This is a genomic window from Kitasatospora sp. NPDC034023, from assembly GCF_055575795.1.
In genome coordinates, this window is record NZ_JBVIRY010000013.1 from 152,873 (window position 1) to 178,883 (window position 26,011).

The 26,011-nt window shown below is 74.1% G+C and carries 28 protein-coding genes; 14 read left to right on the forward strand and 14 right to left on the reverse strand.

What is annotated here, in order from left to right:
* Nucleotides 1–235 precede the first annotated feature (235 nt).
* From ACZ52R_RS19285 to ACZ52R_RS19295, 3 genes are read left to right on the forward strand one after another with little or no spacing between them, the layout of a single operon-like run.
* Nucleotides 236–1,519, forward strand: coding sequence for an aromatic ring-hydroxylating oxygenase subunit alpha (locus ACZ52R_RS19285; protein WP_465623481.1), 1,284 nt, complete (start codon nt 236–238; stop codon nt 1,517–1,519).
* A 35-nt stretch (nt 1,520–1,554) separates the two neighbouring features.
* Complete coding sequence (locus ACZ52R_RS19290; RefSeq protein WP_465623479.1) at nt 1,555–2,040, forward strand: aromatic-ring-hydroxylating dioxygenase subunit beta; 486 nt, start codon at nt 1,555–1,557, stop codon at nt 2,038–2,040.
* Nucleotides 2,040–2,357: a ferredoxin gene (locus ACZ52R_RS19295; protein WP_465623478.1), complete on the forward strand. Its 318-nt coding sequence runs from the start codon at nt 2,040–2,042 to the stop codon at nt 2,355–2,357. The genes ACZ52R_RS19290 and ACZ52R_RS19295 overlap by 1 nt, the downstream gene beginning before the upstream one ends.
* A gap of 62 nt (nt 2,358–2,419) precedes the next feature.
* Here the strand turns inward: ACZ52R_RS19295 and ACZ52R_RS19300 are convergent, their stop codons facing one another.
* Complete coding sequence (locus ACZ52R_RS19300) at nt 2,420–3,475, reverse strand: alpha/beta hydrolase (protein WP_465753785.1); 1,056 nt, start codon at nt 3,473–3,475, stop codon at nt 2,420–2,422.
* Between the two features lie 461 nt (nt 3,476–3,936).
* Between ACZ52R_RS19300 and ACZ52R_RS19305 the strand changes: the two genes are divergently transcribed.
* From ACZ52R_RS19305 to ACZ52R_RS19315, 3 genes are all read left to right on the forward strand, one after another.
* Nucleotides 3,937–4,686, forward strand: a complete 750-nt coding sequence (locus ACZ52R_RS19305; RefSeq protein ID WP_465753786.1) for a maleylpyruvate isomerase family mycothiol-dependent enzyme — start codon at nt 3,937–3,939, stop codon at nt 4,684–4,686.
* A 270-nt stretch (nt 4,687–4,956) separates the two neighbouring features.
* The gene (locus tag ACZ52R_RS19310; protein ID WP_465663967.1) at nt 4,957–5,553 is read left to right on the forward strand and encodes a P-loop nucleotide/nucleoside kinase family protein; all 597 of its coding nucleotides are present in this window, start codon (nt 4,957–4,959) and stop codon (nt 5,551–5,553) included.
* Nucleotides 5,554–5,596: 43 nt separating this feature from the next.
* Complete coding sequence (locus ACZ52R_RS19315) at nt 5,597–6,499, forward strand: NAD-dependent protein deacetylase (protein WP_465753787.1); 903 nt, start codon at nt 5,597–5,599, stop codon at nt 6,497–6,499.
* A gap of 32 nt (nt 6,500–6,531) precedes the next feature.
* On the opposite strand, the gene ACZ52R_RS19320 is transcribed toward ACZ52R_RS19315, so the two are convergent.
* Entirely contained in the window at nt 6,532–7,227 is a 696-nt protein-coding gene (locus tag ACZ52R_RS19320) for a hypothetical protein (protein WP_465753788.1), read from the reverse strand.
* Nucleotides 7,228–7,501: 274 nt separating this feature from the next.
* Between ACZ52R_RS19320 and ACZ52R_RS19325 the strand changes: the two genes are divergently transcribed.
* The gene (locus ACZ52R_RS19325) at nt 7,502–8,512 is read left to right on the forward strand and encodes an NHL repeat-containing protein (protein WP_465753789.1); all 1,011 of its coding nucleotides are present in this window, start codon (nt 7,502–7,504) and stop codon (nt 8,510–8,512) included.
* Between the two features lie 106 nt (nt 8,513–8,618).
* Here ACZ52R_RS19325 and ACZ52R_RS19330 read toward each other — a convergent pair whose 3' ends face one another.
* Nucleotides 8,619–9,035 (reverse strand): DUF3291 domain-containing protein, encoded by a 417-nt coding sequence (locus tag ACZ52R_RS19330; RefSeq protein ID WP_465753790.1) that lies wholly within the window; start codon nt 9,033–9,035, stop codon nt 8,619–8,621.
* Between the two features lie 144 nt (nt 9,036–9,179).
* On the opposite strand from ACZ52R_RS19330, the gene ACZ52R_RS19335 reads away from it, so the two are divergent.
* Nucleotides 9,180–9,797 (forward strand): MerR family transcriptional regulator, encoded by a 618-nt coding sequence (locus ACZ52R_RS19335; RefSeq protein ID WP_465753791.1) that lies wholly within the window; start codon nt 9,180–9,182, stop codon nt 9,795–9,797.
* Between the two features lie 154 nt (nt 9,798–9,951).
* Complete coding sequence (locus ACZ52R_RS19340; RefSeq protein WP_465663973.1) at nt 9,952–10,797, forward strand: hypothetical protein; 846 nt, start codon at nt 9,952–9,954, stop codon at nt 10,795–10,797.
* A 128-nt stretch (nt 10,798–10,925) separates the two neighbouring features.
* On the opposite strand, the gene ACZ52R_RS19345 is transcribed toward ACZ52R_RS19340, so the two are convergent.
* The 4 genes from ACZ52R_RS19345 to ACZ52R_RS19360 form a co-directional block, all read right to left on the reverse strand.
* A complete protein-coding gene (locus ACZ52R_RS19345; protein ID WP_465663974.1) occupies nt 10,926–11,123 on the reverse strand; it encodes a hypothetical protein in 198 nt (65 codons plus the stop codon).
* Nucleotides 11,120–11,569, reverse strand: coding sequence for a hypothetical protein (locus ACZ52R_RS19350; protein WP_465623460.1), 450 nt, complete (start codon nt 11,567–11,569; stop codon nt 11,120–11,122). Before ACZ52R_RS19350 ends, ACZ52R_RS19345 begins: the two co-directional genes overlap by 4 nt.
* A gap of 212 nt (nt 11,570–11,781) precedes the next feature.
* A complete protein-coding gene (locus ACZ52R_RS19355; protein WP_465663975.1) occupies nt 11,782–13,269 on the reverse strand; it encodes a sensor histidine kinase in 1,488 nt (495 codons plus the stop codon).
* Between the two features lie 8 nt (nt 13,270–13,277).
* Nucleotides 13,278–14,027, reverse strand: a complete 750-nt coding sequence (locus ACZ52R_RS19360) for a response regulator transcription factor (RefSeq protein ID WP_465623457.1) — start codon at nt 14,025–14,027, stop codon at nt 13,278–13,280.
* Nucleotides 14,028–14,213: 186 nt separating this feature from the next.
* On the opposite strand from ACZ52R_RS19360, the gene ACZ52R_RS19365 reads away from it, so the two are divergent.
* Together ACZ52R_RS19365 and ACZ52R_RS19370 are read left to right on the forward strand one after the other, a co-directional pair.
* Nucleotides 14,214–14,648 (forward strand): SRPBCC family protein, encoded by a 435-nt coding sequence (locus tag ACZ52R_RS19365; protein WP_465623456.1) that lies wholly within the window; start codon nt 14,214–14,216, stop codon nt 14,646–14,648.
* A gap of 193 nt (nt 14,649–14,841) precedes the next feature.
* Nucleotides 14,842–15,237 carry an SsgA family sporulation/cell division regulator gene (locus ACZ52R_RS19370; RefSeq protein WP_465623455.1) on the forward strand — a complete coding sequence of 132 codons (396 nt, stop codon included), beginning with the start codon at nt 14,842–14,844 and terminating at the stop codon, nt 15,235–15,237.
* A gap of 11 nt (nt 15,238–15,248) precedes the next feature.
* On the opposite strand, the gene ACZ52R_RS19375 is transcribed toward ACZ52R_RS19370, so the two are convergent.
* Nucleotides 15,249–16,133, reverse strand: a complete 885-nt coding sequence (locus tag ACZ52R_RS19375) for a winged helix-turn-helix transcriptional regulator (RefSeq protein ID WP_465753792.1) — start codon at nt 16,131–16,133, stop codon at nt 15,249–15,251.
* Between the two features lie 109 nt (nt 16,134–16,242).
* On the opposite strand from ACZ52R_RS19375, the gene ACZ52R_RS19380 reads away from it, so the two are divergent.
* The gene (locus ACZ52R_RS19380; RefSeq protein ID WP_465753793.1) at nt 16,243–17,520 is read left to right on the forward strand and encodes an MFS transporter; all 1,278 of its coding nucleotides are present in this window, start codon (nt 16,243–16,245) and stop codon (nt 17,518–17,520) included.
* 151 nt (nt 17,521–17,671) lie between these two features.
* On the opposite strand, the gene ACZ52R_RS19385 is transcribed toward ACZ52R_RS19380, so the two are convergent.
* Nucleotides 17,672–18,334, reverse strand: a complete 663-nt coding sequence (locus tag ACZ52R_RS19385; protein WP_465663978.1) for a response regulator — start codon at nt 18,332–18,334, stop codon at nt 17,672–17,674.
* Nucleotides 18,322–19,683, reverse strand: coding sequence for a sensor histidine kinase (locus ACZ52R_RS19390; protein WP_465663979.1), 1,362 nt, complete (start codon nt 19,681–19,683; stop codon nt 18,322–18,324). Before ACZ52R_RS19390 ends, ACZ52R_RS19385 begins: the two co-directional genes overlap by 13 nt.
* Before the next feature lie 129 nt (nt 19,684–19,812).
* Here ACZ52R_RS19390 and ACZ52R_RS19395 point away from each other — a divergent pair, with 129 nt between their 5' ends.
* Both ACZ52R_RS19395 and ACZ52R_RS19400 read left to right on the forward strand, forming a co-directional pair.
* Complete coding sequence (locus ACZ52R_RS19395; RefSeq protein ID WP_465753794.1) at nt 19,813–20,259, forward strand: hypothetical protein; 447 nt, start codon at nt 19,813–19,815, stop codon at nt 20,257–20,259.
* A 58-nt stretch (nt 20,260–20,317) separates the two neighbouring features.
* Complete coding sequence (locus ACZ52R_RS19400; RefSeq protein ID WP_465753795.1) at nt 20,318–21,937, forward strand: glycosyltransferase 87 family protein; 1,620 nt, start codon at nt 20,318–20,320, stop codon at nt 21,935–21,937.
* Nucleotides 21,938–22,105: 168 nt separating this feature from the next.
* On the opposite strand, the gene ACZ52R_RS19405 is transcribed toward ACZ52R_RS19400, so the two are convergent.
* From ACZ52R_RS19405 to ACZ52R_RS19420, 4 genes are all read right to left on the reverse strand, one after another.
* On the reverse strand, nt 22,106–22,384 hold the full coding sequence (locus ACZ52R_RS19405; RefSeq protein ID WP_465623442.1) for an SHOCT domain-containing protein: 279 nt from the start codon (nt 22,382–22,384) through the stop codon (nt 22,106–22,108).
* Nucleotides 22,385–22,430: 46 nt separating this feature from the next.
* Complete coding sequence (locus ACZ52R_RS19410) at nt 22,431–22,895, reverse strand: DUF6325 family protein (protein WP_465623441.1); 465 nt, start codon at nt 22,893–22,895, stop codon at nt 22,431–22,433.
* 109 nt (nt 22,896–23,004) lie between these two features.
* Nucleotides 23,005–24,567, reverse strand: a complete 1,563-nt coding sequence (locus ACZ52R_RS19415; RefSeq protein WP_465753805.1) for an MFS transporter — start codon at nt 24,565–24,567, stop codon at nt 23,005–23,007.
* Between the two features lie 95 nt (nt 24,568–24,662).
* The gene (locus ACZ52R_RS19420) at nt 24,663–26,000 is read right to left on the reverse strand and encodes a DUF2252 domain-containing protein (RefSeq protein ID WP_465623560.1); all 1,338 of its coding nucleotides are present in this window, start codon (nt 25,998–26,000) and stop codon (nt 24,663–24,665) included.
* Nucleotides 26,001–26,011: the final 11 nt, after the last annotated feature.

Genomic DNA, 26,011 nt, shown 5'->3' on the forward strand with positions numbered 1-26,011 from the left:
TGGTCGGCGTTTTCCTGCGCGGGTCGATGCCCCGTCCGAGGGTCATCGGGAATCCGCCGCCTGTCAATGACGCCGGGAAAGGTTCCGGGGGTTTGTCCGACTGGGAATTCTCCCCAGTCGGACAAGGGCACCGGCGCCGCGCTGATCGTTGACGATGAACTCGCTCGGTTGTCACAATCGTCGCGAATCTTGAGCGGGCAGGGCGGCGTTCGCGTGCCCCTAGGGAGGTTGCCCCATGAAGTTGAGCCCGGATTTCGGCACCGATCTCGCCACCGGGGTGGTGGACCGGGAAATCTACACCAGCGAGAAGATCTTCGCACTGGAACAGGAAAGGATATTCACCCGGACCTGGCACTACGCCTGCCTGACCCGCGATCTGAAGAAGCCGGGTGATTACTTCACGGTTTCCATCGCCAACCAGCCGGTGCTCGTGGTGCGGGGCAACGACGGTGAGATCCGCGCGTTCCACAATGCCTGCACCCACCGCGGCGCGATCCTGACCGGAGAGCGGTGCGGCAACCAGGGCCAGGTCCTCAAGTGCATGTACCACGCCTGGGCGTTCAACCTGAAGGGTGAGCTCACCGGCGTGCCCTACGAGGAGGGCTACGGACCGGACTTCGACCGCGGCGCCCTCGGCCTGAAGCCGGTGCACTGCGACACCTTCCACGACCTGGTCTTCGTCGCGATCCGGCCGACGGTGCCGTCGCTCACCGACTTCCTCGGCGAGATGACCGACCACCTCGCGCCGTACGTGCAGGGCATCGAGCCGATCGGCCGCAACAGCTGGATCTACGAGGGCAACTGGAAGTTCTGGCACGAGAACTTCCGGGACGACTACCACGCCGAGTTCACCCACCGCAGCATCCGCGACCTGCTGGTCGGCACCGCCGCACGGGGCTGGAACTGGGGCGCGGCGCCCGGGCATTCGGTCCTCCAGTGGGCCTTCCCTCCGCTCGACCCGCCGAAGTACGCCCGCGCCCTCCAGCGCTTCAGCGGGGTGGACTTCTCGGACGGCACCATGCCGGTCGGCTGGAACAGCATGCTCGCCCAGGGACCGCCCGGCCCGCCGGACGGCTTCGAGGGCTTCGGGGGCGGCGAACCACCGGAGATCCGGCAGGAAGTGCTCGCGCTCTTCCCCAACCTCGACATCCAGCCCGGCCCCAAGGACACCCCGCGCGGCATGAAGGCGGGGTACATCCAGACGGTCACCCCGCTCGGCGTCGATCGGGCCCGGGTCGACATCACCGTCTACTCGGATGTCGAGGACGACGAGGCCGCGCGGCGGGAGGTGCTGGAGAACCTCGCCGACACCCAGGGCTCGTGGGGCAAGATCAGCTGCGACGACACCGAGGCCGCCGCCCGCTGCCAGATCGGCGTGCGCGGCGAGGGCGGCCGGTACAACCTCTTCACCCGCGGGACCGAGCCCGGCCGGGGCGGCGAGGACGCCGACGTCCGGGACGAGTACTCGCAGCGCGAGTTCTTCCGGGTCTACCAGCAGTACCTCCAGGACGAGTCGTGAGCGGCCCGACGACGGAAGGAAGGCGCGACACCGCCATGTCCACAGTGGTCATGACCTCTCCCGGCCTGCGCAACGAGGTCGAGGACCATTACGTGTCCTACGCCCTGACGATGGACGACAAGCGCCCCAACGCCTGGGTCGACCTGTTCCTCGACACCGGTCTGTACGCGGTCGGCACGCACAACAACGTCTCGACGACCGGCATGTGGTGGTACACCGACCGGGGCCTCGGCGCACTGAAGGAGCGCGCCGCCTACATGAACGGCTATCTGCGCCACAACCCGACCCGGACCCTGCACACCGTCACCAACGTGCGCGCCCGGGAGACCGAGGACGGCCGGATCAAGGCCGAGGCGTACGTCGTCCTGTACATCGCCGACCGCGTCGAACCGTCCCGCTTCCACGTCTGCGGCCGCTACGACGACATCCTCACGCGGACGGCCGGCGGGCTGCGCTTCGTCGAGCACCGCGTCGTCCTCGACGCCGAGACCATGCCCGGCAACATGGGCGTCCTGCTCTGATGCCGCTGCGGCAGGAGCGGGGCGGGAAGGCCCGGGTGGCGCGCGTCGAGGTGGACCTGACCCGCTGCGCCGGGTACGGCCACTGCGTGGACGCCGCTCCCGCGGTCTTCCGGATGAGCGACGTCGCGGAGGTCGCCGAGGTGCTGCTTCCCGAGCCCGGACCCGAACTGGCCGACTCCGTACGCGAAGCGGCGCGGGTCTGCCCGGCCAACGCCGTGTTCCTGTTCAAGGACCGGTCGCCGGGCCCGGACGGGGTCACGCCGGACGGGGTGGAGCCGGGCGGAGACGAGCCGGGCGGAGGCGGGCCGGCCACTTGAGCGGGTGACGTCACGTCGTGCCCGATGGCACCCTCACGGGGCCATCGGGCACTCGTGTGCCGTCAGCAGTGTCCGACCACCCGGTTCAGCCAGGCCGCGGCCGCCGTCCGGAGGACCCCGGTGTTCGGCGCCAGGTTCAGGCCGTGCCCGGCGTTCGGGAGCAGGAGGACGTCGAAGCTGGGCGCGGAGCTCCAGAACGGCGCCTCCTGGGCGCGCAGGGCCGCCGCCGACGTGCAGTCCTCGTAGCCGGCACCGCACATCAGCGGGTCGTGGTCGCCGAGGGCGAACATGACCGGGACATTGATCGCCTTGCTGACCGAGGGATCGGTGATGAGCGGGTCGCTCGCCTCCATGAAGACGTCGACGTCCTTGGTGAGTTCGTCCATGAGGAGCACGCCCGGGTCCATCGGCTGGTCGGCGTAGAAGACGGTCGCCCGGCTGCCCGGCCTGGTGGTGGCGTAGCCGGCGTCGTACGGGTACCGGCCCCCGGTCACCGGGTCGGTGTTCGGGTCCTGCCCGTTCGCGATGATCGCCTGCGTGCCCGCCGGGTTGTTGTAGTGGCCCAGGGCGGTGACCAGCAGCGCGTCGACGTCGTGGTACGTCGACGCCTCGATCTCCGACACCGCGGAACCGAGGGAGTAGCCGGCCAGCACCACCTTGTGGAAGCCGGTGCCCCCTATTCGGCCGGCCCGCAGGTCCTGTACGACCTTGTGGATGTGTCCGGCCTCGACGGCCAGGGTCAGCTGGGAGCTCGGCGGGACGGTGCTGTTGCCGGTGCCGAGCCGGTCGACGACGAAGGTGGCGTACCCGGCCCGGTTCAGCATCCGGCTGAACGAGTAGGTGTCCGGCTCGTACGGGAAGTCCCAGTAGTTGTGGTTGTAGGTCGCGCCGTGCACCATCGTCACCACGGTGCTCGGCGAGGACCCGGCCGGACGGCACAGCTCGCCCCACAGCCGGCCGGTGCCCGAGCCCAGCGGGACGTCGACGGTGGTGGCCTGGCAGACCGGGGTGGTGAGGTCGGCGGCGGGAGCGGAACCCGCGAAGCCGACCGACAGGAGCGTCGCCGCGGCGCACACCGCCGCGAGGCGCCGTAATGCGGAAACGGTCCGATTCTTCATCACGTTCGTCCTCACTTCGTCGAATCTGTCGCGACTGGTGGCCGGGCACCGATCGGATCGATCGGGCCATTGCCGTTATCGCTGTCCCGTATTCGGAGAAATGGAGGGGGCGCCCGGAATTCCGGATCCGGTGGCGTCCGGTGGCGTGGCTCGGCGCCGGCGCGAAATCCCCGTCGTGCTGCGCGGAACCGCGTGCGAGCAGGAACGGGTAAAGGGGCCGCGCGCGCGTTGATCCCCCCTGGGTCAGCAGCGATCGGGCAGGTGATACTGCGCGAGCATAACCGCCCGATGTCGTACCGGTACACCCTTCCCCGCGACCGTTGTCCGGCCGCCGGGAACGCGCTGACTTTCCGTCAACAGGAGGGGAGTGGTTCGGCCACGCCGCCGCCGACGAGAATCCGCGCATGGTTCCGAGCCCACGCCCAGGGGGGTGGGCTCGGTCGGCCGTAGAGTACGTGCCCGTGACCCACACCGCCGACCCCGCCGGCGCCAGACCGGCCGTCCTGCTCGCCGATGTCCGCGACTCCGCCGAGCGCCTCGCGGCCGGCCTGGGTGGCCTGACCGACCGGCAGGCCCGTGAACCGTCCGCGCTGCCCGGCTGGAGCCGCGCCCACGTCATCACCCACCTCGCGCGCAGCGCCGACGTGTACCGCTGGCTGCTGACGCTCGCCCGCACCGGCACCGAGCCCGGCCCGCGGGCCGACGCGGCCGCGCTGGACCGCGCGCTGCGCGAAGGGGCCGAGCGCGGTGCGGCCGACCTCGTCACGGACCTGCGGCGCAGTCTGGACGGGCTGTTCGACGAGGCGGCGGCGATGCCGGTCGAGCGCTGGCCCGCGCTGGTGCCGGCCCTCGCGGGGTGGCGCCACCCCGCCTGGTTCACCCTCCACCGGGCCCGGCGCGAACTCGAGACCCACCACGTCGACCTCAACCTCGGCCGCACCAGCGCCGATTGGCCCACCGGCTACGTCACCTGGGCGCTCGACACGACCGCCGCCACCCTGGCCGCGCGGGACTTCCCCGTCGCCCGGCTGGAGGCCACCGACCTCGGCCGCACCTGGACCCTCGCCGCCACCGGCCCCGCCGTCAGCGGCCCCGGGCATGTCCTGCTCGCCTGGCTCGCCGGCCGCGGCCCGGCCCCGGAGACCCCCGCCGGCGGCCCGCTGCCGACCCCGCCGGCGTGGCCGCTGCCGCCGGTGCCCGGCTGGGGCTGAGAGCGGGGCCGGCTCGGGGGGTGCTTCGAGGCCGCCGGTCGGCTGTACACCGGCAGCGCGGTTTCGTACACCGGCGGTCCCTCCTCGTACGCCGGCGGTCCTTCCTCGTACACGGCGGTCCCTCCTCGTACGCGGCGGTCCCTCCGAGTACACCTCGACGTCGGGCGGTGACAGCTGGGAGAAGGTCGACCGGGCCGACCCACCGTCGGCCGTCCGTCACCCACCGGGGAGGTGGCGGACGGCGGCGGCCCGGGCGCAGAATCCGGTGGCATGACCTCACGCGGCACGACCCGACGTCCGACACTGGTTGTCGTCAGCGGCCCGCCCGGGGCGGGCAAGACCACACTGGCGCACGCCCTGGCGGACGCGCTCGGCTGGCCGGTGGTCTGCCGGGACGAGCTCAAGGAGCGCATGGCCGCAGGCGGCGCCGATCCCGGCAAAGCCGCTGATTCCAGGAACGTCGCTGATCCCGGGAACGACCTGGACCTGAGGACGCTGGAGGCGTTCTTCCGCGCGATCGGTGCACTCCTCGCGGCCGGGACGAGCCTGGTGGCGGAGGCGGCCTTCCAGGACCGCCTGTGGCGACCGGGCCTGGAGCCGCTCGCCGACCTGGCCGGCATCCGCGTCGTGCGCTGCGTCGTCGACCCGGAGCTCGCCCGCCGGCGCATCGCGCGCCGTGCCGCCGACCTGCCCTCGCGGGCCGTGCACGCGGACGCCGCACTCCTGCGCCGCATCGAGGCGGGGGAGCGGCCGATCGAGTCGTGGGCGCCGATCGCGCTCGACGTCCCCTGCCTGCTCGTGGACACCGCCGACGGCTGGCAGCCGTCCCTCGCGCGGATCGTCGCGTTCGCCACGGGGGACGCGTAGCCGCCCGGCGAGGTTGCCCGGCGGCGGGGTTACCCTCGGCGGTATGGACGCGTCGGAAGCCACCGCACCGCAACCGCCGGAGAGCTCGGCGGGTTCGACGGTCCTCGCGGGTCCGACGGTTCTCACGGGCCTCACGGGCCTCGTCCGGCTGCTGGACCGGGGCGGTGCGGTCGTGCTCAGCGGCGCCGGACTGTCCACCGAGTCCGGCATCCCCGACTACCGCGGCGCCACCGGCCGCCGCCGCACCGGCATCCCGATGACCTACCAGGAGTTCATCGGCAGCGAGGCCGCTCGGCGCCGCTACTGGGCCCGCAGCCACACCGGCTGGCCCGCCTTCGCCCGGGCCCGGCCCAACGCCGGCCACCGCGCGGTGGAACGGCTGCGCCGCTCGGGTCACGTCGCGGCGGTCATCACCCAGAACGTCGACGGCCTCCACCACGCGGCCGGCACCCGCGAGGCCGTGGAACTGCACGGCGGCCTCGACCGGGTGGTCTGCCTCGACTGTCGGCGCACCAGCTCCCGGGCCGAACTCGACCAGCGCCTGGACGAGTTGAACCGGGGCTTCCGCCGCCCCGGCGCCACGCTGCGCCCGGACGGCGACGCGCAGCTGCCGCAGGAGCTGGTGGAGGGATTCCGCGTGGCGCCCTGCGCGGACTGCGGCGGCGTGCTCAAGCCGGACGTGGTCTTCTTCGGCGAGAACGTGCCCGCCGCCCGGGTCGACCACTGCTACGAACTGGTCGACACCGCACGCTCGTTGGTGGTCCTCGGCTCCTCGCTCGCGGTCCTGTCGGGCCTGCGCTTCGTGCGGCGCGCCGCCCGTGCGCAGCTGCCCGTCGCCATCGTCAACCAGGGCCCCACCCGTGGCGACGACCTCGCCGAGCTGCGCCTCGACCTCGCCCTCGGCCCGGCCATGACCGAGGCCGCCCGACTCCTGGGCGCTGCCTGACCCGGTCGGCGCCCAGGAGTCGGGCGGCCTCGTCAGCCCGCCGGCTGCCAGGGCCGCCCGGGCACCCACAGCGGTACGGGTCCGCCGCGCGGCATGGCGCGTGCCGCGTCCTCCTCCAGCCACCGGCACACCCGCTCCGGATCGGCATCGCACAGCTCCACCAGCGCGGCCGCGGCGATCCGGGTGCAGCCCAGTACCAGCGCGAGGGTGTCCTGGCGGCGGTGCCGCTCCCGTACGTACGCCTCGATCCGCTCGTCCATGCGTTCCGCGCTGCGCCTGCCGTGGTACGGCGCGTCGGGTTCGTCCGGCCCGTCCGGTTCGTCCCCGGTGGCCAGGGCCTGGACGCCGTGCCAGACCAGGGTCAGCGCGCAGGGCTCGGCCGGGTGTGACACGTCGTCCCGCCGCGCCTGCTCGCAGGCCTCCGCCGACCGCTGCCCCAGCCATTCCAGGGCCGTCGGCTCGTCCCCCGCGCAGGACTCGACGACCAGCTTCGCCGCTCGTTCGGCGACCGCCCGCAGCACCGCCGTGGCCGGCGCCCGTAGCCCGGGCGCCGCCGGGTCGCCGAACGCCAGCCAGGCGTCCGCGAAGGAGGCCGCCCGCAGGCCGCCCACCCAGGTCGGTGCCACGCCCGCGGTGCCCAGCCACTCCTGCGCGCCCAGTCGGACCAGTCCGACGGCGACCAGGTACGCCGCGTCCCCGTCGAGCCCTGACAGTCGTCCGTTGCGCATCACACACACCACCCCCACCAGCGGTCATCACCCCGTGACGGCACATCCCATCACACCGGGACGGGAACGAACTAGACAGGGCCACGTCACAAAATGGGGTCGGTGCGGACCGCCGGGACGCGCCCGACCGTGCGGGCGGGGCGACCGACCGGGGGATGTAGCCGTGGACGCGACGGTCGATCGGGGGTGACGCGCGGTCAGGGGTGTTCTGCTGGCGGGCAGGCGACCGTCGCCGCCCCGTCGATCAAGTCGATCAAGTGATCAAGGAGAGACCATGTCCCGCCTGCTCCGGCCAGCCCGCCGCTCGCCCGGCTCGCCCCGAACGTCCCGCACACCCCGCACGGGCAGGGCCGCCGGCCTCGTCCCCGCGGCCTGCGCCGCCCTCGCCCTGCTGGCCGCGACCCCGGCCGTTGCCGTCGCGCCGCCGCTGTCCGACCCCCGGATCGTCGCCCACTTCGACCTGGCCCGGGGGCAGCAACCCGAGAACATCGCCCTCGAGCCGGACGGCTCCGCCGACCTCACCCTCTCCTTCGCCCGGCAGATCGGCCGGGTCGACACCGCCGGCCACCTCACCGTCCTCGCCACCCTGCCCGCCCCCGCGAACCCCGCCACCCCGCTCATCGGCGCCGCGATCGTCACCGGCATCGCCCGCGCCCACGACGGCACCCTCTACTTCGGCTACGCCACCGGCACCGACGACCTACAGGGCATTTGGCGGCTCTGCCCCGGCGGCACCCCCGAGCGGATCGCCGCGCTGCCCGTGACCGGTTTCCCCAACGGCCTCGCCCTCGACGAGCACGCCGGCCGCCTCTACACCGCCGACTCGGCGCTCGGCGTCGTCTACGCGATCCCGGCGGACGGCGGCCCCGCCACCACCTGGTCCGACGACGCCCTGCTGAAGCCCGTGACCGCGTTCGGCGCCAACGGCCTCAAGGTGCACCGCGGTGCCGTCTGGGTGGGCAACACCGACACCGGCGACCTGCTGCGCATCCCCATCGGCGACGACGGCGCGGCCCGGCCCGCGGAGGTCCGGGCGAGCGGGCTCGCGGGCATCGACGACTTCGCCTTCACCGGGCGTGGCGACGCCCTGATCGCGGCCCTGAACGGGACCAGCGAGGCGGTGTACGTCGCGGCGGACGGCAGCCACCACACCGTCCTCACCGCCGCCGACGGCGTGTCCAACCCGACCTCGGTGGCCGTGCGCGGCGGGACGGTCTATGTCCCGAGCGCGGCGTACTTCACCCGCACCGACCCCAACCTGCTGCTCGCCGACCTGCGGCACTGACCGGCCGGCCTACCGGCCTACCGGCCCACCGGCCAGCCGAGCGGCCGAGCGGCCGGACGCCCGCCGCCGCACCCGCGTGCGGCGGCGGGCGGTGTCACGCCGGCAGTCAGGTGGCATCCGAGGCCGCGGCTCCGGCGCGCTCGGCATCGAGGCGGGCGTGGGCGTCGGCCCAGGGGATCGGGAGCTGCTCGACGGGCGTCGGCCAGAAGGTGAAGGTGGCTTGCTTCGTGGTGTCGCGCAGGCCCCTCATGATCGAGCGGTGGGGCTCGGCGGCCGCGAACGCGTTGAGGGCCTCGCGGCTCTCCCAAGCGGACAGCGTGTAGAAGGTCCGCCGCAGCGGCCGGGCGATCAGGGAGGCGCCGAGGGCGCCGGGCGCGCGGCGCAGCTGTCGCCAGACGGCCAGCGACTTGACGAAGAAGCGCGGCACGTCGGCGAGCGACCGCACCTCGAAGCGGGAGGCCATGACGACCGCCGAGGTGCCGGGGGTGGCCGGGTTCGGGGTGATCCAGGGCAGCGTGGGCATGGCTGACACTCCTCGTCGGGGAAACGGCGTCCGGGACGGCGCGGGGACGGCGCGGGGATGGCGCCGTATTGGGTAGTGGCACTATCTATGTTAGACAGTGCTGGTATCCAATTGCCAGACCCAGCGAGAAGGAAAGCGGGAGCAGTGCGCATCTCCGAACTGAGCCGCCGCAGCGGGGTCCCCACCGCGACGATCAAGTACTACCTGCGCGAGGGACTGCTGCAGCCCGGCCGCGCCACCGCCGCCACCCAGGCCGACTACGACGAGACCCACCTGCGCCGCCTGCGCCTGGTCCGCGCACTGATCGGCGTCCGGGGCCTCAGCGTCAGCGCCACCAAGGAGGTCCTCGGCGCGGTCGCCGCCCACGCCGGAGAACGCCACCAGGTCCTCGGACTGGTCCTCGGCGCCCGCCCGGTCGACGACGACACCGAACCGGCCCCCGTACCCGGCGGCGCCGAGGTCGAAGCCCTGGTCGGCGAACTCGGCTGGAAGGTCTCCGAACACGCTCCCTCCCGCGCCGTCCTCGGCGAGACCCTCGAGACCCTCCGCTCCCTCGGTGAGGAGATCTCCCACGACGCCCTCCTCGGCTACGCTGCCCTCGCCGAGCGCACCGCCGTCCTCGACCTCGACCAGCTCGATCCGCACGCCGACCCCGTCGACCAGGCCGAGAGCGCCCTCCTCCGCACCGTCCTGCTCGAACCCGCCCTCCTCGCCCTGCGCCGCCTGGCCCAGGAACACGAGTCCGCCCGCCGCAACACCTGAGCCCGCGGGCGCGGGGACGGCCCGGCTGCCCTCCCCCGGCCCGGGCCGGTTGCGGCGCTTCGTCCTGGCCCCGGCCGCGGTCGTCCGTAGGTCGGGCCGGGGCCGGCGGCGTGCCAGGCGATCGCGCGGGGGCCGGGGGTCGTACCGTCGGGCCATGCTCATCGGCCTGCTGTCCGCCCTTCTGGCCGCGCTGCTCACCGGGTCGGCCACCGTGCTGCAGGCGGTCGGCGCCCGGCGTGCCGCCGGCGCGGGCTCACCGGCGGGGGAGGCCGCCGCGTTGGCCGGGGCGCTGCGCGAGTGGCCGTTCCTGGTGGGCGTGGGGATGGACATGTGCGGCTTCGCCGCCGAACTCGTCGCCCTGGAGCGGCTGCCGCTCTACGTGGTCGAGGCGGCGCTGGCCTCCGCGCTCGCCGTGACGGCCGTCGGGGCGGCCCGCGTGCTGCGGGTGCGGCTGCGGCGCAGCGAGTGGGCCGGGGTGGTGGCGGTCTGCGCGGGGCTGTTGCTGCTGGCGCTCACCGCCGGGCGGGACGGCCACGGCACGGGCGACGACGCGCTGCGGCTGGGGGTGCTGCTGGTCGCGGTCGCCCTGCTCGGCGCGGGCTGGGCGGCAGTGCGGTACGGCGGTACCCGTCGGGCCCCGCTGCTGGGGTTGGTGGCGGGCCTGCAGTTCGGGGTGGTCGGGGTGGCGGTGCGGGTGCTGCCGGAACCACGGCTGCCGCAGCTGCTGGCCGAACCCTCGGCGTACGCGGTCGCGGTGGCGGGGATCGGCGGGTTCGCCGCGCTGACCTGGGCGATGCAGCACGGATCGGTGACCTCCGCGACGGCCGCGATGGTGCTGGGGGAGACGCTCGGCCCGGCCCTGGTCGGGGTGCTCGCCCTCGGCGACCGCACCCGGCACGACCTGACCCCGGTCGCCGTCCTCGGCTTCCTGGCCGCCGTGGTCGGCGCCCTGACCCTGGCCCGCTTCGGCGACGCCGAACAGCCCGCCGCCGCCGGCTGAGGACGGGCCCAGGAGGCGGCGGCCCGCCGGGGGACGATCACGCCCAGGACGCTTGGCGTCGAGCGGTGGTTCGGCAACGGCGGGCGAGCGGACACCGCTCGCTGAGCAGGTCGGCGAGCGGTGGCGCGTCAGTTGTCGTCGGCTGCCGCGTCGCTGTCGGCTTGGGCGGCCGCGCTCTCGGCAGCGTCGAGCTTGTGCTGCATGTCCTGGACCTGGCTGGTGTCCACGGCTCCGGGAGCCGGGTGCCCGGTGGGGCCGCAGGCGGTGAGGAGGGCGACCCCGGCGAGGAGCAGGGCGGGGAGGACGGCGGGCGGGCGGCGGGTCACTTGGAGGCGCCCTGGTTGTGGGCGGTGCACCAGGTGGCGACGGAACTGAGGTCGTTCTGCCGGGTCTGCAGGGTGGTGACCAGGTTCTTGCGGGCGGTGAGGCGGTCGTTGAGGAGCGTCTCGATCTCGGTGTGGCCGGCGGCCTTGGCGTTGCCGGCCCGCTGCTGCAGGCGGGCGACCGACCCGGACACGGTGGCGTCGCCGTTCAGCCGGGTGAGCGCCTTGGTGACACGCTGCTCGGTCTTCGGCAGTCGCTTGCAGATGGCCTTCGCGCCGTCGCCCGTGGGCGTGGACCCGGCGGACGGGGCGGCGGAGGGCGAGCCGGCCGCACCGTCCGCCTGGGCGGGGACGGTGGCGAGCAGCGAGCCGGCGAGGGCGAGCGCGCCGAGGGCGGCGGCCCGGCGGCTGACGACCCTGCGGCGGACGGACGTGCGGTTGGCGGACATGGGCGTCCCTTTCTGCCGTGGACGGTGTCGGAACCGGGCCGGTGGGTGCGGGCCCGGTCCGGCCCGGTTGCCGGGAGCGTAGGACGGCTTCTTGTGGATTCCCTGTGGAACGCGGAGCTGTGGAAGGCGGAGCTGCGCAACGGCGAGCTGCGCAACGGCGAGTCGCGGAACGGAGAGCTGTGGAGCGCGAGCCGGAGGCCGGCGCTCGGTGCTCAGCGTTCCTCGCCCGCGATCCAGTCCCGCCGCGCCGGGAGCCGGAGGGTCGGCGCGTCGGCGTCGGGCAGCGGCAGGCGGACCTCCACCCGGCACCCGGTTCCGCCGGGCGGCTCGGTGATCCGGACGGTGCCCCGGTGCAGCGCGGCCTGCTGGGCGACGAGGGTGAGCCCGAGCCCCGAGCCGGGGCTGTCGCGTCGGCGGTGGAAGCGGTGGAAGACCGCCTCGCGTTCGCCCGGCGCGACACCGGGCCCGGCGTCGTCGACGGTGAGCAGCGCGACCCCACCGGCCGGGGCGAGCCGGACCGTCACCCGGGCCGGTTCGGTCCGTGCCGTCCCGCCGCGCCCGTGCACGGCGGCGTTGACCAGCAGGTTGACGAGCATGATCCGCAGCCCGGGCTCCCACCCGAACACCCTGAGTTCCGGCGGGAGTTCGACGGTGATGTCGGCCGCGGGGTGCCGGCGCCGGGCGTCGGCGGCGGCCGCGTCGGCGAGTTCCGCGAGGTCGACCGGGCCGAAGGAGTCGACCTCGACGAGGTCGCCGCGCGCGAGCGTGCCGAGCGCGGTGAGCAGGTCCAGCAGCCGGGCGTGGTCGTCGCGCAACTCGGCGACGATCTCCGCCCGTTCGCCGGGCGGGAGGTCCTGGTGGGCGGCCAGCACGTCCAGGTTGGTGCGCAGGCTCATCAGCGGTGTCCGCAGCTCGTGCGAGGCGGCGGACGAGAACGAGCGTGCGGTCTCCAGGGCTTGGGCGGTGCGCAGCGCCTGCTCGTCGTAGCGGGAGAGCAACAGGGCCAGGGCGGTGGCGAGTTCGTCCACCTCGGCGGTGCCGCTGCGCTCCGCCGCGAAGGGCGTGCCGCGCTCGGTGCCGGGGGACGGCGGGGCCGCCGGGTCGAGTTCCGCGGCGCGGCGGCTGAGCCGGCGCAGCGGTGCGGTGGCGCGCTCGGCGAGGGCGAAGCCGATCAGGGCGGAGAGCGGTGCGGCGACCGCCGCCACGAGCAGGACCCGGCGGCGTACCGCCGCCGTCTGGCTGCCGGCCAGGCCGCCGGGCTCGGTGACCCAGAGCGTGCCGCTGCCGCCGTTCGCCCCGCTGCCGGCGACGTGGACGGTGAGCACCCGCCAGGCCGCGCCGTGGTCGCGGACGGTGGCCGGCCCGCCCGGTGCGGCGGGGAAGGCCTGGTCGTCAGCGGGCTGCGGCCCGACCGACAGCAGCACCGTGCCGTCCTCGGCGGTGACCCGCACGCCCGAGTCCAGGGCGGCGTCCAGCACCTTGCGCTGTTGGTTCTGCTCGACCTTGGGACGGCCCCGGGTGTCGGCTGCCACCAGCGCGCGCACGCTCGGCAGGACGGCGGACGCCCGGTCGGCCAGCCGGGCGTCCTGCTGGTGCCGCAGGTCCCGGCCGACCAGCGGCAGCAGGAGCAGCCCGGCCAGCACCACCAGCAGCGGCACCACGGCGGCGGCCCACAGGGCGATCCGGGTGGAGAGTCTCACGGCGGCCGCTACCCGTTCCCGCCGGGCAGCCGCAGCACGAAGCCCACGCCCCGGACGGTGTGGATCAGCCGGGGCCGGCCGTCGGCCTCCAGCTTGCGCCGCAGGTAGCTGACGAAGGTGTCCACGGCGTCGCTGCGCACCTCGAAGTCGTACCCCCAGACCCGTTCCAGCAGCAGCTCGCGGGAGAGCACGATGCCGGTGTTCCTGGCGAGTTGCGTGAGCAGCTCGAACTCCCGCCGGGTGAGCCGCAGTTCACGGCCGTCGAGGTGGGCCTGTCGGGTCGCCGGGTCGATCGCCAGCGGTCCCGCCAGGACGCGGTCGGTGGGCTGCGGCGGGCGGCGGCGCAGCAGGGCGCGCAGCCGCAGCACCAACTCCTCCAGGGCGAACGGCTTCACCAGGTAGTCGTCCGCCCCGGCTTGAAGGCCTGCCACCCGGTCGGCTGGTTCGTCCAGCGCCGAGAGCATCAGGACCGGGAGGTCGTCGCCCCGGGCGCGCAGGGTCCGGCAGACCTCGGCGCCGCTGATTCCGGGCATCGAGACGTCGAGCACCAGGACGTCCGTCGCGGCCGGCGGCAGGGCGTCCGGGGTGGCGGGCAGCAGACGGGCGAGCGCCGTCTCGCCGTCCTCGGCCAGCGCGACGGTGAACCCGCTCAGCCGCAGGCCGCGTTCCAGGGTGCGCCGGATCGCCGCGTCGTCGTCCACCACCAGGACCCGGCCGCCGCCGGGGCCGTCCGCGCCCGCGGGCCCGTTCCCGTGCATCGGCTTCTCCTCGTGTTCGGGCCGCCGACTCTCTCACACCATCGTTCTCCGGCCGCCGCAGGGGGTGCCGTGAAGGCGCCGCGGGGGATGTCGTGAAGGGTCGGTGCATACAGGACGGGGATCGGGGCACGCGGACAGCACGGGCCGCCGCCGGGCGTGGCGGGGCCCGGGAGACGAGGAGGAACGATGGGAAGGATCGAGGAGTCGGTCGAGGTGTCGGCCCCGCTCGACACGGTGTACGAGCAGTGGGTGCGGTGCGAGGAGTTCCCGCGGTTCATGCGCGGCGTGGTGAGCGTCGACCGGGACGGTCCCGGCAGCAGCGCCTGGGTCGTGCGGACCGCGGGCGGCCGGCGCGAGTTCGAGGCCGTGACCACGGAGGTGGTCGAGGGCGAGCGGGTGGCCTGGGACGGCGGGGACGGGCCGGTGCGGCACTCCGGGGTGGTGACCTTCCACCACGTGGACGACCGGACCACCCGGGTCATGCTCCAGCTGGAGCTCGAACCGCACGGGCTCTGGGAGCATTTGGCCGAGGCGCTCGGCTTCGTCGACCGCCGGGTCATCGACGACCTGGGCGACTTCAAGCGCCACGTCGAGGAGGCGACGGGACCGCTGGACCGCTGAGCCACCGTCAGAGTAGCTGTGGCGCAACCGACATGCGGACGGGTTGGCCTCTCCGCCCACCGGAACGGCAGACTCACAGCGGCAGACGCCGCGGACGACCGCGCACCTCCGAACGAGCACCAGCGACCGCGCACCGCCGAACGAGCACCAGCGAACTCCCTAGGAAGAACTCCCGAGAAAGGGGACCCGCTCGATGGAAAGTCTCACCACCCGGATCGCCATGCGGCTGATGACCGGCGACGAACACAGCCGGGACCTGGACGTCGCCTGGTCCTACCGGCCCGACGACCCCTACGCGATAGACCTCGACTTCAGCGACTTCCAGGCCAACGCGGTGTGGACGATCTCACGCGACCTGCTGACGGCCGGTATCCACACGCCCGTGGGCGAGGGCGACGTCCACGTCGCGCCGTTCGACGACACCCGGCTGCTCATCGCGCTCGCCGGCAACGAAGGCGTCGCCCTGCTCGCGACCTCCGCCGCGGAGGTCGACCGGTTTGTCGCCGCCACCACCGAACTCGTCCCGGCCGGCTCGGAGCACACCCGGATCGACTGGGGTGGCGGTCTGGAGGACCTGCTGGCCTCCTGACCACCTTGCCGTCAGTCCGTCGTGAGCCGGTCGATGAGGGTGAGGGCGTCCTCGACGGAGCCGGCCGGGTCGACGACCGGGTAGAGCACGCCCCGTACGGTGCGGGTGGCATCGAGGACGAGGGTGAGCCGCTTGAGCCGGTCGACGCCGGCGGCCCGGAGGGTGGGCAGGCGCAGCGTGGCGGCCAGCTGCAGGTCGGCGTCGGAGAGCAGCGGGAACGGGATGCGTGCGTGCTCGGCGAACGCGGCCAGCTGGTCCGGGCGTTGGGTGCTGACGCCGTAGACGTGGGCGTCGCGGGCGGCGAACTCGGCCATCCGGTCGCGGTAGGTGCTGGACTCCAGGGTGCAGCCGGCGGCGCCCGGGATGGTGCCCCAGCCGGGCGGGTAGTCCTGGCCGCCGGGCGGGTACGCGCCGGGGTAGCAGTAGAGCACCGTCCACGCGGAGCCGGCCGCGACCGGGTCGGTGCGGTGGCCGGCGGCGGAGGTGAGCTCCAGTGGCGGCAGCCGGTGGCCGGTGAGGGCGTGTGCGCGGCGGGTCTCGGCGGAGTCGGGGGTGCTGGTGGCGGAGAGTGAGCCGTCGCCCAGGACGTAGCGCCCGCCCCAGTCCTGCAGGGCGACCAGGACGGGCAGCAGGCCGCGGCCGGTCTCGGTCAGGTGGTACTCGTAGCGCGGCGGGTGCGGGTGGTAGAGCCGCTTCTCCAGCACTCCGTCCTCGACCAGCGCCTTGAGCCGTTCGGTGAGGACGCGGCGGCTGATGCCCAGGGCGGTGCGCAGGCCGTCGAAGTGGTGGGTGCCCCCGGCGATGTCCCTGATCAGCAGGAGGGTCCAGGTGTCGCCGACCACCGTCAGGGCCTGGGAGATCGCGCAGTCGGGGTCCGCTGCTTCGGTGTGCCGCATGAGTATCGATTATAGTGAGTTCCAAAATGAGACTCACTCGTCGGAGCGGCCCGGCCGGACCGGCGCACGGGGGCCGCCGCGCCAGGTGCGGCGTGCGGAAGGGGTGGACGTGACGACGCGGACAGCGGTCCCGGCGGGGCGCGGGGCGGAACCGGAGGCCGGGCGCGAGGCGAAGCACGACGACGGGGCGGGGGTGTTCTGGCGCTACTGGAGCGCCTCCACCGTCAGCTGGTTCGGGGACGAGGTCACCCGGGTGGCGCTGCCGCTGATCGCCGTGGTCGCCCTGCACGCGACGGCACTGCAGGTCGGCCTGATCACGGCGGCGGGCTACGTCGCCTGGCTGCTGGTCGGCCTGCCCGCCGGCGTCCTGGTCCACCGGCTGCCGCTGCGCGGCACCCAGGTGGCGATGGACCTGATCCGCGGGGTGGCCGTCGCCTCGGTGCCGCTGGCGGCGGCGTTCGGGGTGCTCGGGCTGCCGCAGCTGGTGGTGGTGGCGCTGGTGATCGGCCTCGCGAGCGTGGTCTTCGACGTCGGCAACTCCACCTTCCTGCCCTCGATCGTCGCCAAGGAGCAGCTGACCGCCCGCAACAGCCTGCTCTCCGGCACCGCCGCCGCGAGCGAGCTGGCCGGGCCCTCGCTCGGCGGAGTGCTGGTCCAACTCCTGGGCGGCGCGGCCTCGATGGTGCTGGACGCGGTCAGCTACCTGGTCTCGGCCGTCCTGCTGCGCAGCCTGCCCCGGGCGGAGCAGCCCGCCGGACGGACGCCCGGCGTCGGCCTGCGCGAGCAGATCCGCGAGGGCTGGCGCTACGTCACCCGGCACCCGGTGATCAGGCCGTGCGTCGCCGACGTCACCGCGATCAACTTCGTCTGCGGCGGCCTGATGACCCTCACCCCCGTGTTCCTGGTCCGCACCCTCGGCGCGCCGGCCGCCGCCGTCGGCGCCCTGATGGCCACCGGCGGCCTCGGCAGCCTGCTCGGCGCCGCCGTCACGCCCCGCCTGGTCGCCCGGATCGGCAGCGGCGGCGCCCTGCGGTGGGCGGCCCTGGCCGTCGCCCTCTTCGCCTTCCTCCTCCCGGCGGCCGGGTCCGGCTGGGCGACCCTGGTCTTCGCCGTCGGCAACGCCGGCTTCTCGGCGGGCGTCGTGGTCTCCAGCATCGTCACCCGCACCCACCGCCAGACCCAGACCCCGCCCGAACTGCTCCCCCGGGTGATGGCCACCGTCCGCTTCGTCTCCTGGGGCGCGATCCCCGTCGGCGCCCTCGCCGCCGGCGCCGCCTCCACCGCCTGGGGTCCCCGCACAGCCCTGCTGCTCCTGGCCGCCGCCAGCCTCGCCGGCCCCGCGATCCTCCTGGCCGGCCCGATCCGCCGCCTCCGCGACCTCGCCTGACCGGGGCCGCAGCGCAGGGAAGGGGGCGGCTGGGGGCGGGGGCGGCTGGGGGACGGGGGTCTCCAGCCGCCTCCGGCTGCCTCGGCTCGTGAGGCGGTGCGGCGCCTCGTCCGCCTCGCCGTGCGCCGCACGGCGGAGGGCTGACGGTTGGTCAGCTCGCGTCGCCCCGCAGGTGCGCCAGTACGGCGAGGACGCGGCGGTTGCCCTCCGCCGGGTCGAGGTCCAGCTTCATGAAGATGTTGCTGGAGTGCTTGACCACCGACGCCTCGGTGACGCTCAACCGGGCCGCGATCGACTGGTTGTTGTAGCCCTCGGCCATCACTGCGAGCACCTCGCGCTCGCGCGGGGTGAGCCGGCTCAGCGGCCGCGCCGCGGCATGCTGGGTCAGCAGCACCCGCACCACCTCGGGGTCGATGACGGTCTGCCCGTCGGCGACCCGGCGCAGCGTGTCCAGGAACTCGGAGACCTCGCCGACCCGGTCCTTCAGCACGTAGCCGAGGCCGCCCCTGTCCTGCCCGTCGCCACCGAGCAGTCGGGTCGCGTACGCCGTCGCCACGTACTGGGAGAGCACCAGGACGGGCAGCCGCTCGTGCCGGGCCCGCAGTTCGAGGGCCGCTCTGAGCCCCTCGTCGCGGAAACCGGGCGGCATCCGGACGTCGGTGATGACGATGTCCGGCCGGTGCTCGTCCACGGCTTCGGCGAGGGCCTGCGCGTCGCCGACCGCGGCGACCACCTGGTGGCCGCTGCGGCCGAGGATCTCGGTCAGGCCCGCCCTGAGCAGGACGGCGTCTTCGGCAAGGACTACGCGGAGCACGGGACCTCCACCCGGAGTCGGGTCGGACCGCCGACGGGGCTGGAGACCAGCAGCCGCCCCCGCAGGATCGCCAGGCGGTCCGCGAGACCGGACAGGCCGGTGCCGGCGGCCGGATCTGCCCCGCCCCGCCCGTCGTCGGTGATCAGCAGGATCAGCCGATCGTCGACCAACGTAGCGGTGATCCCGATCCGGGAGGCACTGGAGTGCTTGGCCGCGTTGGCCAGCGCCTCCGTCACCGTGAAGTACGCCGTCGCCTCCACCAGGGGCGGCAGCCGGCGCGGCAGGTCGATCGCGGCCTCCACCGGGATCGGCGAACGCTGCGCCACCTCCGCCACCGCGGCGGCCAGCCCGTGGTCGGTCAGCACCTGGGGATGGATGCCCCGCACCAGGTCGCGCAGCTGGTCCAGGGCCCGGCGGGCCTCGCCGCGACCCCGGGCGACCAGCGCGGCCGCCTCCGGGTTCTCCTCCCTCAGCTCCAGCTCGGCGAGCCCCAAGGTCATGGTGAGCGCCACCAGTTGCTGCTGGGCTCCGTCGTGCAGGTCCCGTTCGATCCGGCGCCGCTCGGCCTCGAAGGCGTCGGCGAGCCGGGCCCGGGAGCGGGTCAGCTCGATCACCCGGCGGTTCGCCGGGTCCTTGCGCGGGGCCAGCAGGATCCAGGCCGTCCACACCTGGCCCGCCGTCAGCCAGCCCGCCGCGTACGCCGACAGCGCCACCCCCGCGACACCGGCGAGGCTGAACGGCAGCGCGGTCAGCGGATCGGGGATCGCCTGACCCGGGATGATCATCACGGTCTCCGGGGCCAGCGCCCACACCGCCACCGGGGTCGCCACCAGGACGCAGGAGAACGCCAGCAGCGCGATCACGCCCAGCCCGGCCCCGGCGAAGACGATCGCGAGCAGGGCCGCGTACCCCAACTCCCGCCAGGTGGAACGCTCCGACAACCGGTGCCACAGCCGGTGTCGCAGCCGGCGCCGGAGCCCGTCCGCCGGCACCGGCGTGTGCGGGTCCGCCGGCCGCACCGGCTGCACCAGCCGCAGCCGACGCCGCTCCACCCTGGCCACCGGGATGCCCAGCAACGGGATGCAGGCCAGCACCAGCAGGCCCACACCCACCACCGACAGCAGGATCCCGACCGACACCAGCGCGACCAGGGCCAGCAGCAGCCCCAGTCCGAACAGCGCGCCGCCCAGCAGGTGCAGCCAGCACCGCAGCGGCCAGACCGAGAACAGGAAGTCCGCCGGCCGCCGCCCGAGCGCCTGCCGGACGGCGATGTCCGGCACCGCCGTCCCGTCCGAAACCGCCGTCCCGTCGGGAACCGCCGTCCCGTCGGCCTCGTCCGTGAGGGACATCTGGTGCCTTTCCGTCCGATGATCATCAAGAACCCTAGCCCGGACGACCGGCCCCCGTCGGTAGGGAAAACCCACCCCCCTACCCTCCGCACAGGTCCACTACGCCCCCGCACCCCGGCAGCTGCACTGGTGTTCACCCGGTCGCCGCCGCGGCCGCCGACCAGGCGTACTACCTGGACGGCGATCACCACCGCGCTCGCCGCGGGCGTCGCCGCCGTCCTGGTCGCTGCCGGTCTCGGCGCCTACCGGGCGGCACTGTCCGCCGCGTACCGGCAGGCCGCCCTCGAGGCGCCGTGGGGCGTGCCGGCCGGGCTCGTCCTCGCCTGCCTCGCGGTGGGCGCCGCGGTGGCACTGGCGGCCACCGGGAGACTGCTGAACCAGGGCGGGATCTCGGCGAACCGCGCGCGAATAGCCGGAGCCGACCGCCGAATCCTCGTCGCGATGTCGGACCTTGACGTCGACCCACCCACCCACCCACCTCACGCCCTCTCCCTCTCCCAGGCCCTCCCCACCTTCCACCCGGGCCGGCCGTGGTCGGGGAAACCCGACCACGGAGTCTCGACCTACCTGTCATGACCGTGCACCCCCGTCCGGCTGGAATGGACGGGTGCCGAAACGACTGGTGGGAGCCTCGATGAAGACAACCCGGCCCGGAGCCAAGGACGTTGCGCCGCCCGGGGGGAGTGCCGGACGAGGCGCGCTCGGGACCGCCGGTTGGCTCGGCGCGGCGGGATTCGCGGCCGCCCTCGCCGCCCTCTCCACCCTGGCGCCGCACCGCGTCTGGGGCTGGTGCGCCGCCGTCGGCTACCTGGGGGCGGCGCTCGCCGGCCGGCTGCCGGCCCGGCCGCGCCGCGCGCTGTCCGCCGGCGCGGGTTTCTCCCTCGGCTCGGCGCTGCCCGTCGGCTCGGTGCTGTCCCTCGGCTCGGCGCTGGCCGGCGCCGTCCTGGTGCCGTTCACCGTCCTGCTGGCGACCGGTCAGGCCCAGAGCGAGGTCCTGGTGATCGAGCGTTCCGCCGCGACCCTGCTGCACAGCGGCACCCCCTACCTGGCCGACCCGCGGGCCGTGACGGACTACAACCCGTACCTGCCGGGCATGACGCTGTTCGGCATGCCCGCCCGGCTGTTCGGCGACGGCTCCGCCCCCGCCCGACTGGCCGGCGACCCCCGGCTGTGGTGCGCCGCCGCCCTGCTGGCCTGTCTGGTCGCCGCGCACTCGGTGCTGCGGTGCGGCGCGACCCCGGGCGCCTGCGCCCGCCCCCTCGACGCCGGGCACGCGATCGCCGTCCTGGTCGCCTCCCCGCTGGTCGCGCTGCCGCTGTGCGTCAGCGGCGTCGACCTGCCGCTGACCGGGCTGCTCGCCCTCGCGCTCGCCCTCGCCGCCCGCCACCGGCCGGTCGCGGCCGGACTCGCCCTCGCCGCCGCCTGCTCCCTCAAGTGGACCGCCCTGCCCGCGGTCGCGGTCGCCGTCGCGCTGCTGGCGACCGGCCCGGGCCTCTTCGCCGCCGGCCCCTTCGGCGCCGACCGCCGTGCCGCCAGCCTCTTCGCCCCTGGCCGCCGTGCCGCCGTCCGGTGCATCGTGGTCTGGGCGGGCGGCACGCTCACCCTGGTCCTGCCCGCGTTGCTGGCCGCACCCGGCCCGCTGGTCGAGCACGTGCTCCGCTTCCCGACCGGGCGGGGCGCCGTCCCCACGCCCGCCACCAGTCCGATGCCCGGCCGGCTGCTCGCCGACCTGGGGCAGGCCGGCTGGTACACGGCCGTCCTGCTGCTGGTGTGCGGCGGAGCGGCCGTGGCCGTCTCGCTCGTGGTCCGGCCGCCCCGGGGCCTGGTCGCCGCCGCCGACCGGCTGGCCGCCGGCCTGTGCCTCGCCTTCCTCCTCGCCCCCGCCGGGCGGTTCGGCTACTTCGCCCTGCCGCTGCTCCTCGTCCTGTGGGCCCGGCTCGCCACCGACCGGCCCCTCGGGCACCGGTCGCCGAGCAGCCGTCCCGTCCGACCGAGCCCGCCCGTACCACCACGACGACCTGTTCACCGCATGACGCCCCCCGCGCCCGCGCCTCCCGCGTCCGCCGGGAGCCCGAGAAAGGCAGCAGCCTTGACCATGAAAGCATCGTCCGACCCTGGCCACGTGGCAGGCCCAGGACCTCGACTTCGAAACGGCCAAGGTCAACGACGACCTCATCAACGCCTGGAAGCAGCACCAGTCGGTGGGGATTCTGCACGCCCGCGACACCTTCTTCGGCTTCCACCTGGACGGTGACCGCCCCGGTCCGGCGCCAGGGGATCGTGCGGCGGGAGCGGGGCCTGTCGCTCACGGCCGGCCTGTGCGAGGTGCCCCGGCCGCGGAAGCGCGGCCGGGGCTGAGGGACGCCGGTCGGTGCGTTCGGCAGGTGCTCCCCGCTCCGGCCGTCAGCTCCGCCTCGGACGGTCAGACGCCGAGGATCTTCGCCTTCTGGGCGGCGAACTCGGCTTCGGTCAGCACTCCCTGCTCCTTGAGGGCGGCGAGCTTCTGGAGCCGGTCGAGCGTGTCGTCGGTGCTGCTGGGGGCCGCAGCCGGCGGTGGTTCCTGGTAGGTGGCGGCCGGTGCGGCCGGCGCGTCCTGCTGGGCCCACCGGCCGGCTTGCCTCCGCGAGACGCGGTTGGAGACGGCCGTCGCCGTTCCGGCGACCACGGCGGTGCGGGCCACTCCTCGAAGCAGTCCGGGCATCGGATCCTCCTTTTTCGATGGTGCGGGATGTGCGGGATGTGCGGGGTCAGGCCGGGCCGTCGGTGGCCTCGACGGCTTCCAGCGCCGCCAGCACGGACTGGACCGGGATCCGGCCGCCGGCGACGAACTGGGCACCGGCGCGGCGCAGGGCGGCTGCCAGGGGAGCGGCCCACAGGTTCTCGTAGACGAGGACGGCGGCTGAGCTCCCGGGCTCCAGGGCCTTCGCCGCCTCGCTGATGTCGTCGTCGCCCAGCAGCCCCGACGAGGCGCCTTCGAACACCGTGAGGTCGAGCTGTCCGTCGCCGTCCAGGTCGGCGACCTCCAGTGCGGTGAAGGAGCCGTCCGACTCCTTCTTGACGAAGGTCAGGTCCAGGATCCGGATGATGCCCCGGTCGACCAGGTCGAGGAGCAGGGGCATGCCCTCACCGGTCAGGCGGGTACCGGGGAACTCGACGATCAGGTAGTCGATCGGGCCGAGTTCGTCGGTTGCGTCGGCGGGAGAAGTACTCATGGCAACTCCTTTGAAAGGGAGGGTTGTTGAGTGTGGCGCGGGATCGCTACGGCGTGTCCCGGACTGTGGTCCGGTCCGTTCGGGCCGCGTGGTCGACGACATCGCGGCCTCACGGGGCCCGGCCGGGACGCGTACCGGCGGAGCGGGCGGACGCGCCGCCGCTGATCCTGGTGGCGGGCAGCCGGCCGGTGAACGCGAAGCTGCTCAGCGTGATCCCGGCGGCGGCCAGGACCGCGACCTTCAGGCCGTCGAGCTGGGCGGCCCGGTATGCCGTGACCACCGCGTCCGCCTCGTCCGGCGGGATCGACGTCTGGGCGAGGGCGGCGGCGGCCTGGTCGGCGGGGACGAACTGGAGGCCCGATTCCATGGTGATTCCGGCCTGTTGGCGCACCGTGTCCGAGACCGCCGGGTCCTTGGCCAGCGCGGCCGTGAAGGCGCTCGCCAGGGCGCCGATCAGGATGGAGCCGATCAGCGCGGTGCCCAGGGACGAGCCGAGGTTCTGGGCGGTGTACTGCAGTCCGCCGACCTCGCTGCGATCGGCCTCGCCGACGCTCGACTGCACCACGTTGCCCAGCTGGGACGCGAGCAGGCCCATGCCGAGCCCCAGGAGTGCCATCGACAGCGCGAAGGAGAGGTCGTCGAGTTCGGGCTTGATCGTGCCGAGCAGCCACAGCGTCGCAGCGAACAGCACCAGCAGGCCGGCCCGCACCACGGTGCGCGGGGACGCGAACCTGCCCAGCAGGGGACCGCTCATCGCCGCGACGAGCATCGTGACCGACACGGGCAACAGCCTCAGTCCGGTCTCGAAGGCGTCCAGACCCTGGACCACCTGGAGATAGAGCGGAATGGCGAAGAACAGGCCAAGCAGGATGGTGTTCTGACTGAACAGCATGAACAGGCCCGAGCGCAGGCTCGGGATGCCGAACAGGCCGAACCGCACCAGCGGCTCCGCCCGGCGTACCTCCCAGGCGTGGAAGAGGACGAGCAGGGCCATGCCCAGTGCGATGACGAAGACCGTGGGGGAGAACCCGAACACCGTGAAAGGAGGGTTGCGGGGACGGAGCCACCCCCAGGAACTGCTCTGCAGGACGGCGAGCACCACCAGGGCCAGTCCCGCGACCGACAGGACCACGCCGCCGAGGTCCAGCCGCGGCCGCTGCTCCGGCACGGGCTGCGGCTTGATCCACCGCATGAGGAGCAGGATGACCACGACGAGTACGACCTCGCCCGCGAACACCAGGCGCCAGGTCAGGTAGGTGGTCACCCACCCGCCGAGCAGGGGGCCCACGGCGATCCCCGCGCCGGCGAGGCCTCCGATGACCCCGTAGGCGATGGCCCGGTCTCGGCCCCGATAGGTGCCGGCCACCAGGGCGGCGAGCGCTGGGAGGACCAGGGCGGCCCCGAAGCCCTCGATGATGGACCAGCCGAGTGCCAGCACCCACAGCGTGGGCGCGACGGCGGTCAGCGCCGATCCGACGCCGTAGACGACGAGCCCGAGGCCGAACACTCGGCGGCGCCCGAACATGTCGCCGAGCTTCCCGCCGGTGATCATGAAGGCGGCCATGACCAGCGTGTAGAGGGTGATGACCGCCTGGATCGCCGTGACCTCGGTGTCGAAGTCGTTGACCAGTTGGCTGATCGACACGTTCATCACCGAGGCGTCCAGCACCATGAGGAACTGCGCCAGACCGAGGATGTACAGCGGCTTCCACCGGCCGGCCGCGCCTTCGGGAGGCGGCCCGGCCGACTCGGCGTGGCGCGGCCCGTTCACACCCCGGCCCGTGCGGTGATCCGGCCGTCGGCGATCGCGGCGGTGAGCGCGGCGTGGTCGGAGCGGGTCTGCTCGGCGTACGCGAGCGCGAAGTCGGCGACGGCCCGTTCGAAGGCGTCGCCGGCACCCAGGTAGGCGGCGACGGCGACGCGGTCCCCGGTGCGGGCGTGGCCGCGTGCGAGAGTGCGGCCGCACAGGTCGGCGTACTGCTCCAGGAGGGACCGGGGCATGCCGTCGATCACGGCGGAGCCCTTCATGTCCCGCAGTTGCCGCCAGTAGAAGTCGCGGCCCGCCGGGCCGGTGGCCCAGCCCAGGAAGATGTCACTGGCGGCCTGGAGCCTGCGTTGTCCGTCGACCACCCGCCGCCCCTGGTGCCGGTGGAGGCTGGGCGGGAGGTGCGGCTCCAGCACCGAGCGTTCCGCCTCCTTCACCTGGAGGACGAGCGGCTCGCCGGTGAGTCGTCCCCGGAAGAGGCCGATGTAACAGCGCGTGCCCACGCTGCCCACGCCGACCACCTTGCGGGCGGCGTCGACCAGCTCGAAGCGGTCCAGGAGCGCCGCCCGCTCGTCGGGGAGGGTGGCACGGTAGTCCTGCAGGATCTGCTGGAGGCGGGGCACGTCCTGCGGGTCCACCGGTTCGAGCAGCGGCGGGTCGTGGACGATGCGGGGCTCTCCGTCCGGGCCCGGCTCGGTGAGCTTGGCCAGGGCTTGCAGGCTGGTGCGCCCGCGTGCCTTCGCCAGGTTGCCTTCGACGCGCTTGCGGTACTTCGACTCCCGGATCTGCGGCAGGAGGTCGGCGGTGTCGACCCGCTCGTACCAGACGTCGAGCTCACCGAGTCCCGCGAGCCGTCGCATGGCGATCCGGTACGCCCGGGCGGATGCCAAGGCCGCGGCCCACGCGGACGCGTCCGGTTCGTCGTTCTCGCGCGCGGCCACGGCGACACTGGCGGCCAGGCGTTTGACGTCCCACTCGAACGGGCCCGGGAGGGTCTCGTCGAAGTCGTTGAGGTCGAACAGCAGGGCGCGCTCGGGCGAGGCGAAGAGACCGAAGTTGCACAGGTGCGCGTCCCCGCAGAGCTGGACGGTGAGCCCGGTGTTCGGGGAGGCGGCGAGGTCCGCGGCCAGGACGGCGGGCGCGCCGCGCAGGAAGGCGAACCGGGACGCGGCCATGCGGCCGTACCGGATCGGGACCAGCTCCGGGACGCGGGAGGCGGCCTGCTGCTCCAGGATTTCGACGGGGTCGGGTCGCTCCGGTGCAGGGGCCCAGCTCCCGAGGGCCGAGCGTGGCAGGCGCTTGCGAGCCTGCCGCCCCGCTGCGACGGAGTCGGTGGTCATCGGTTCCATCT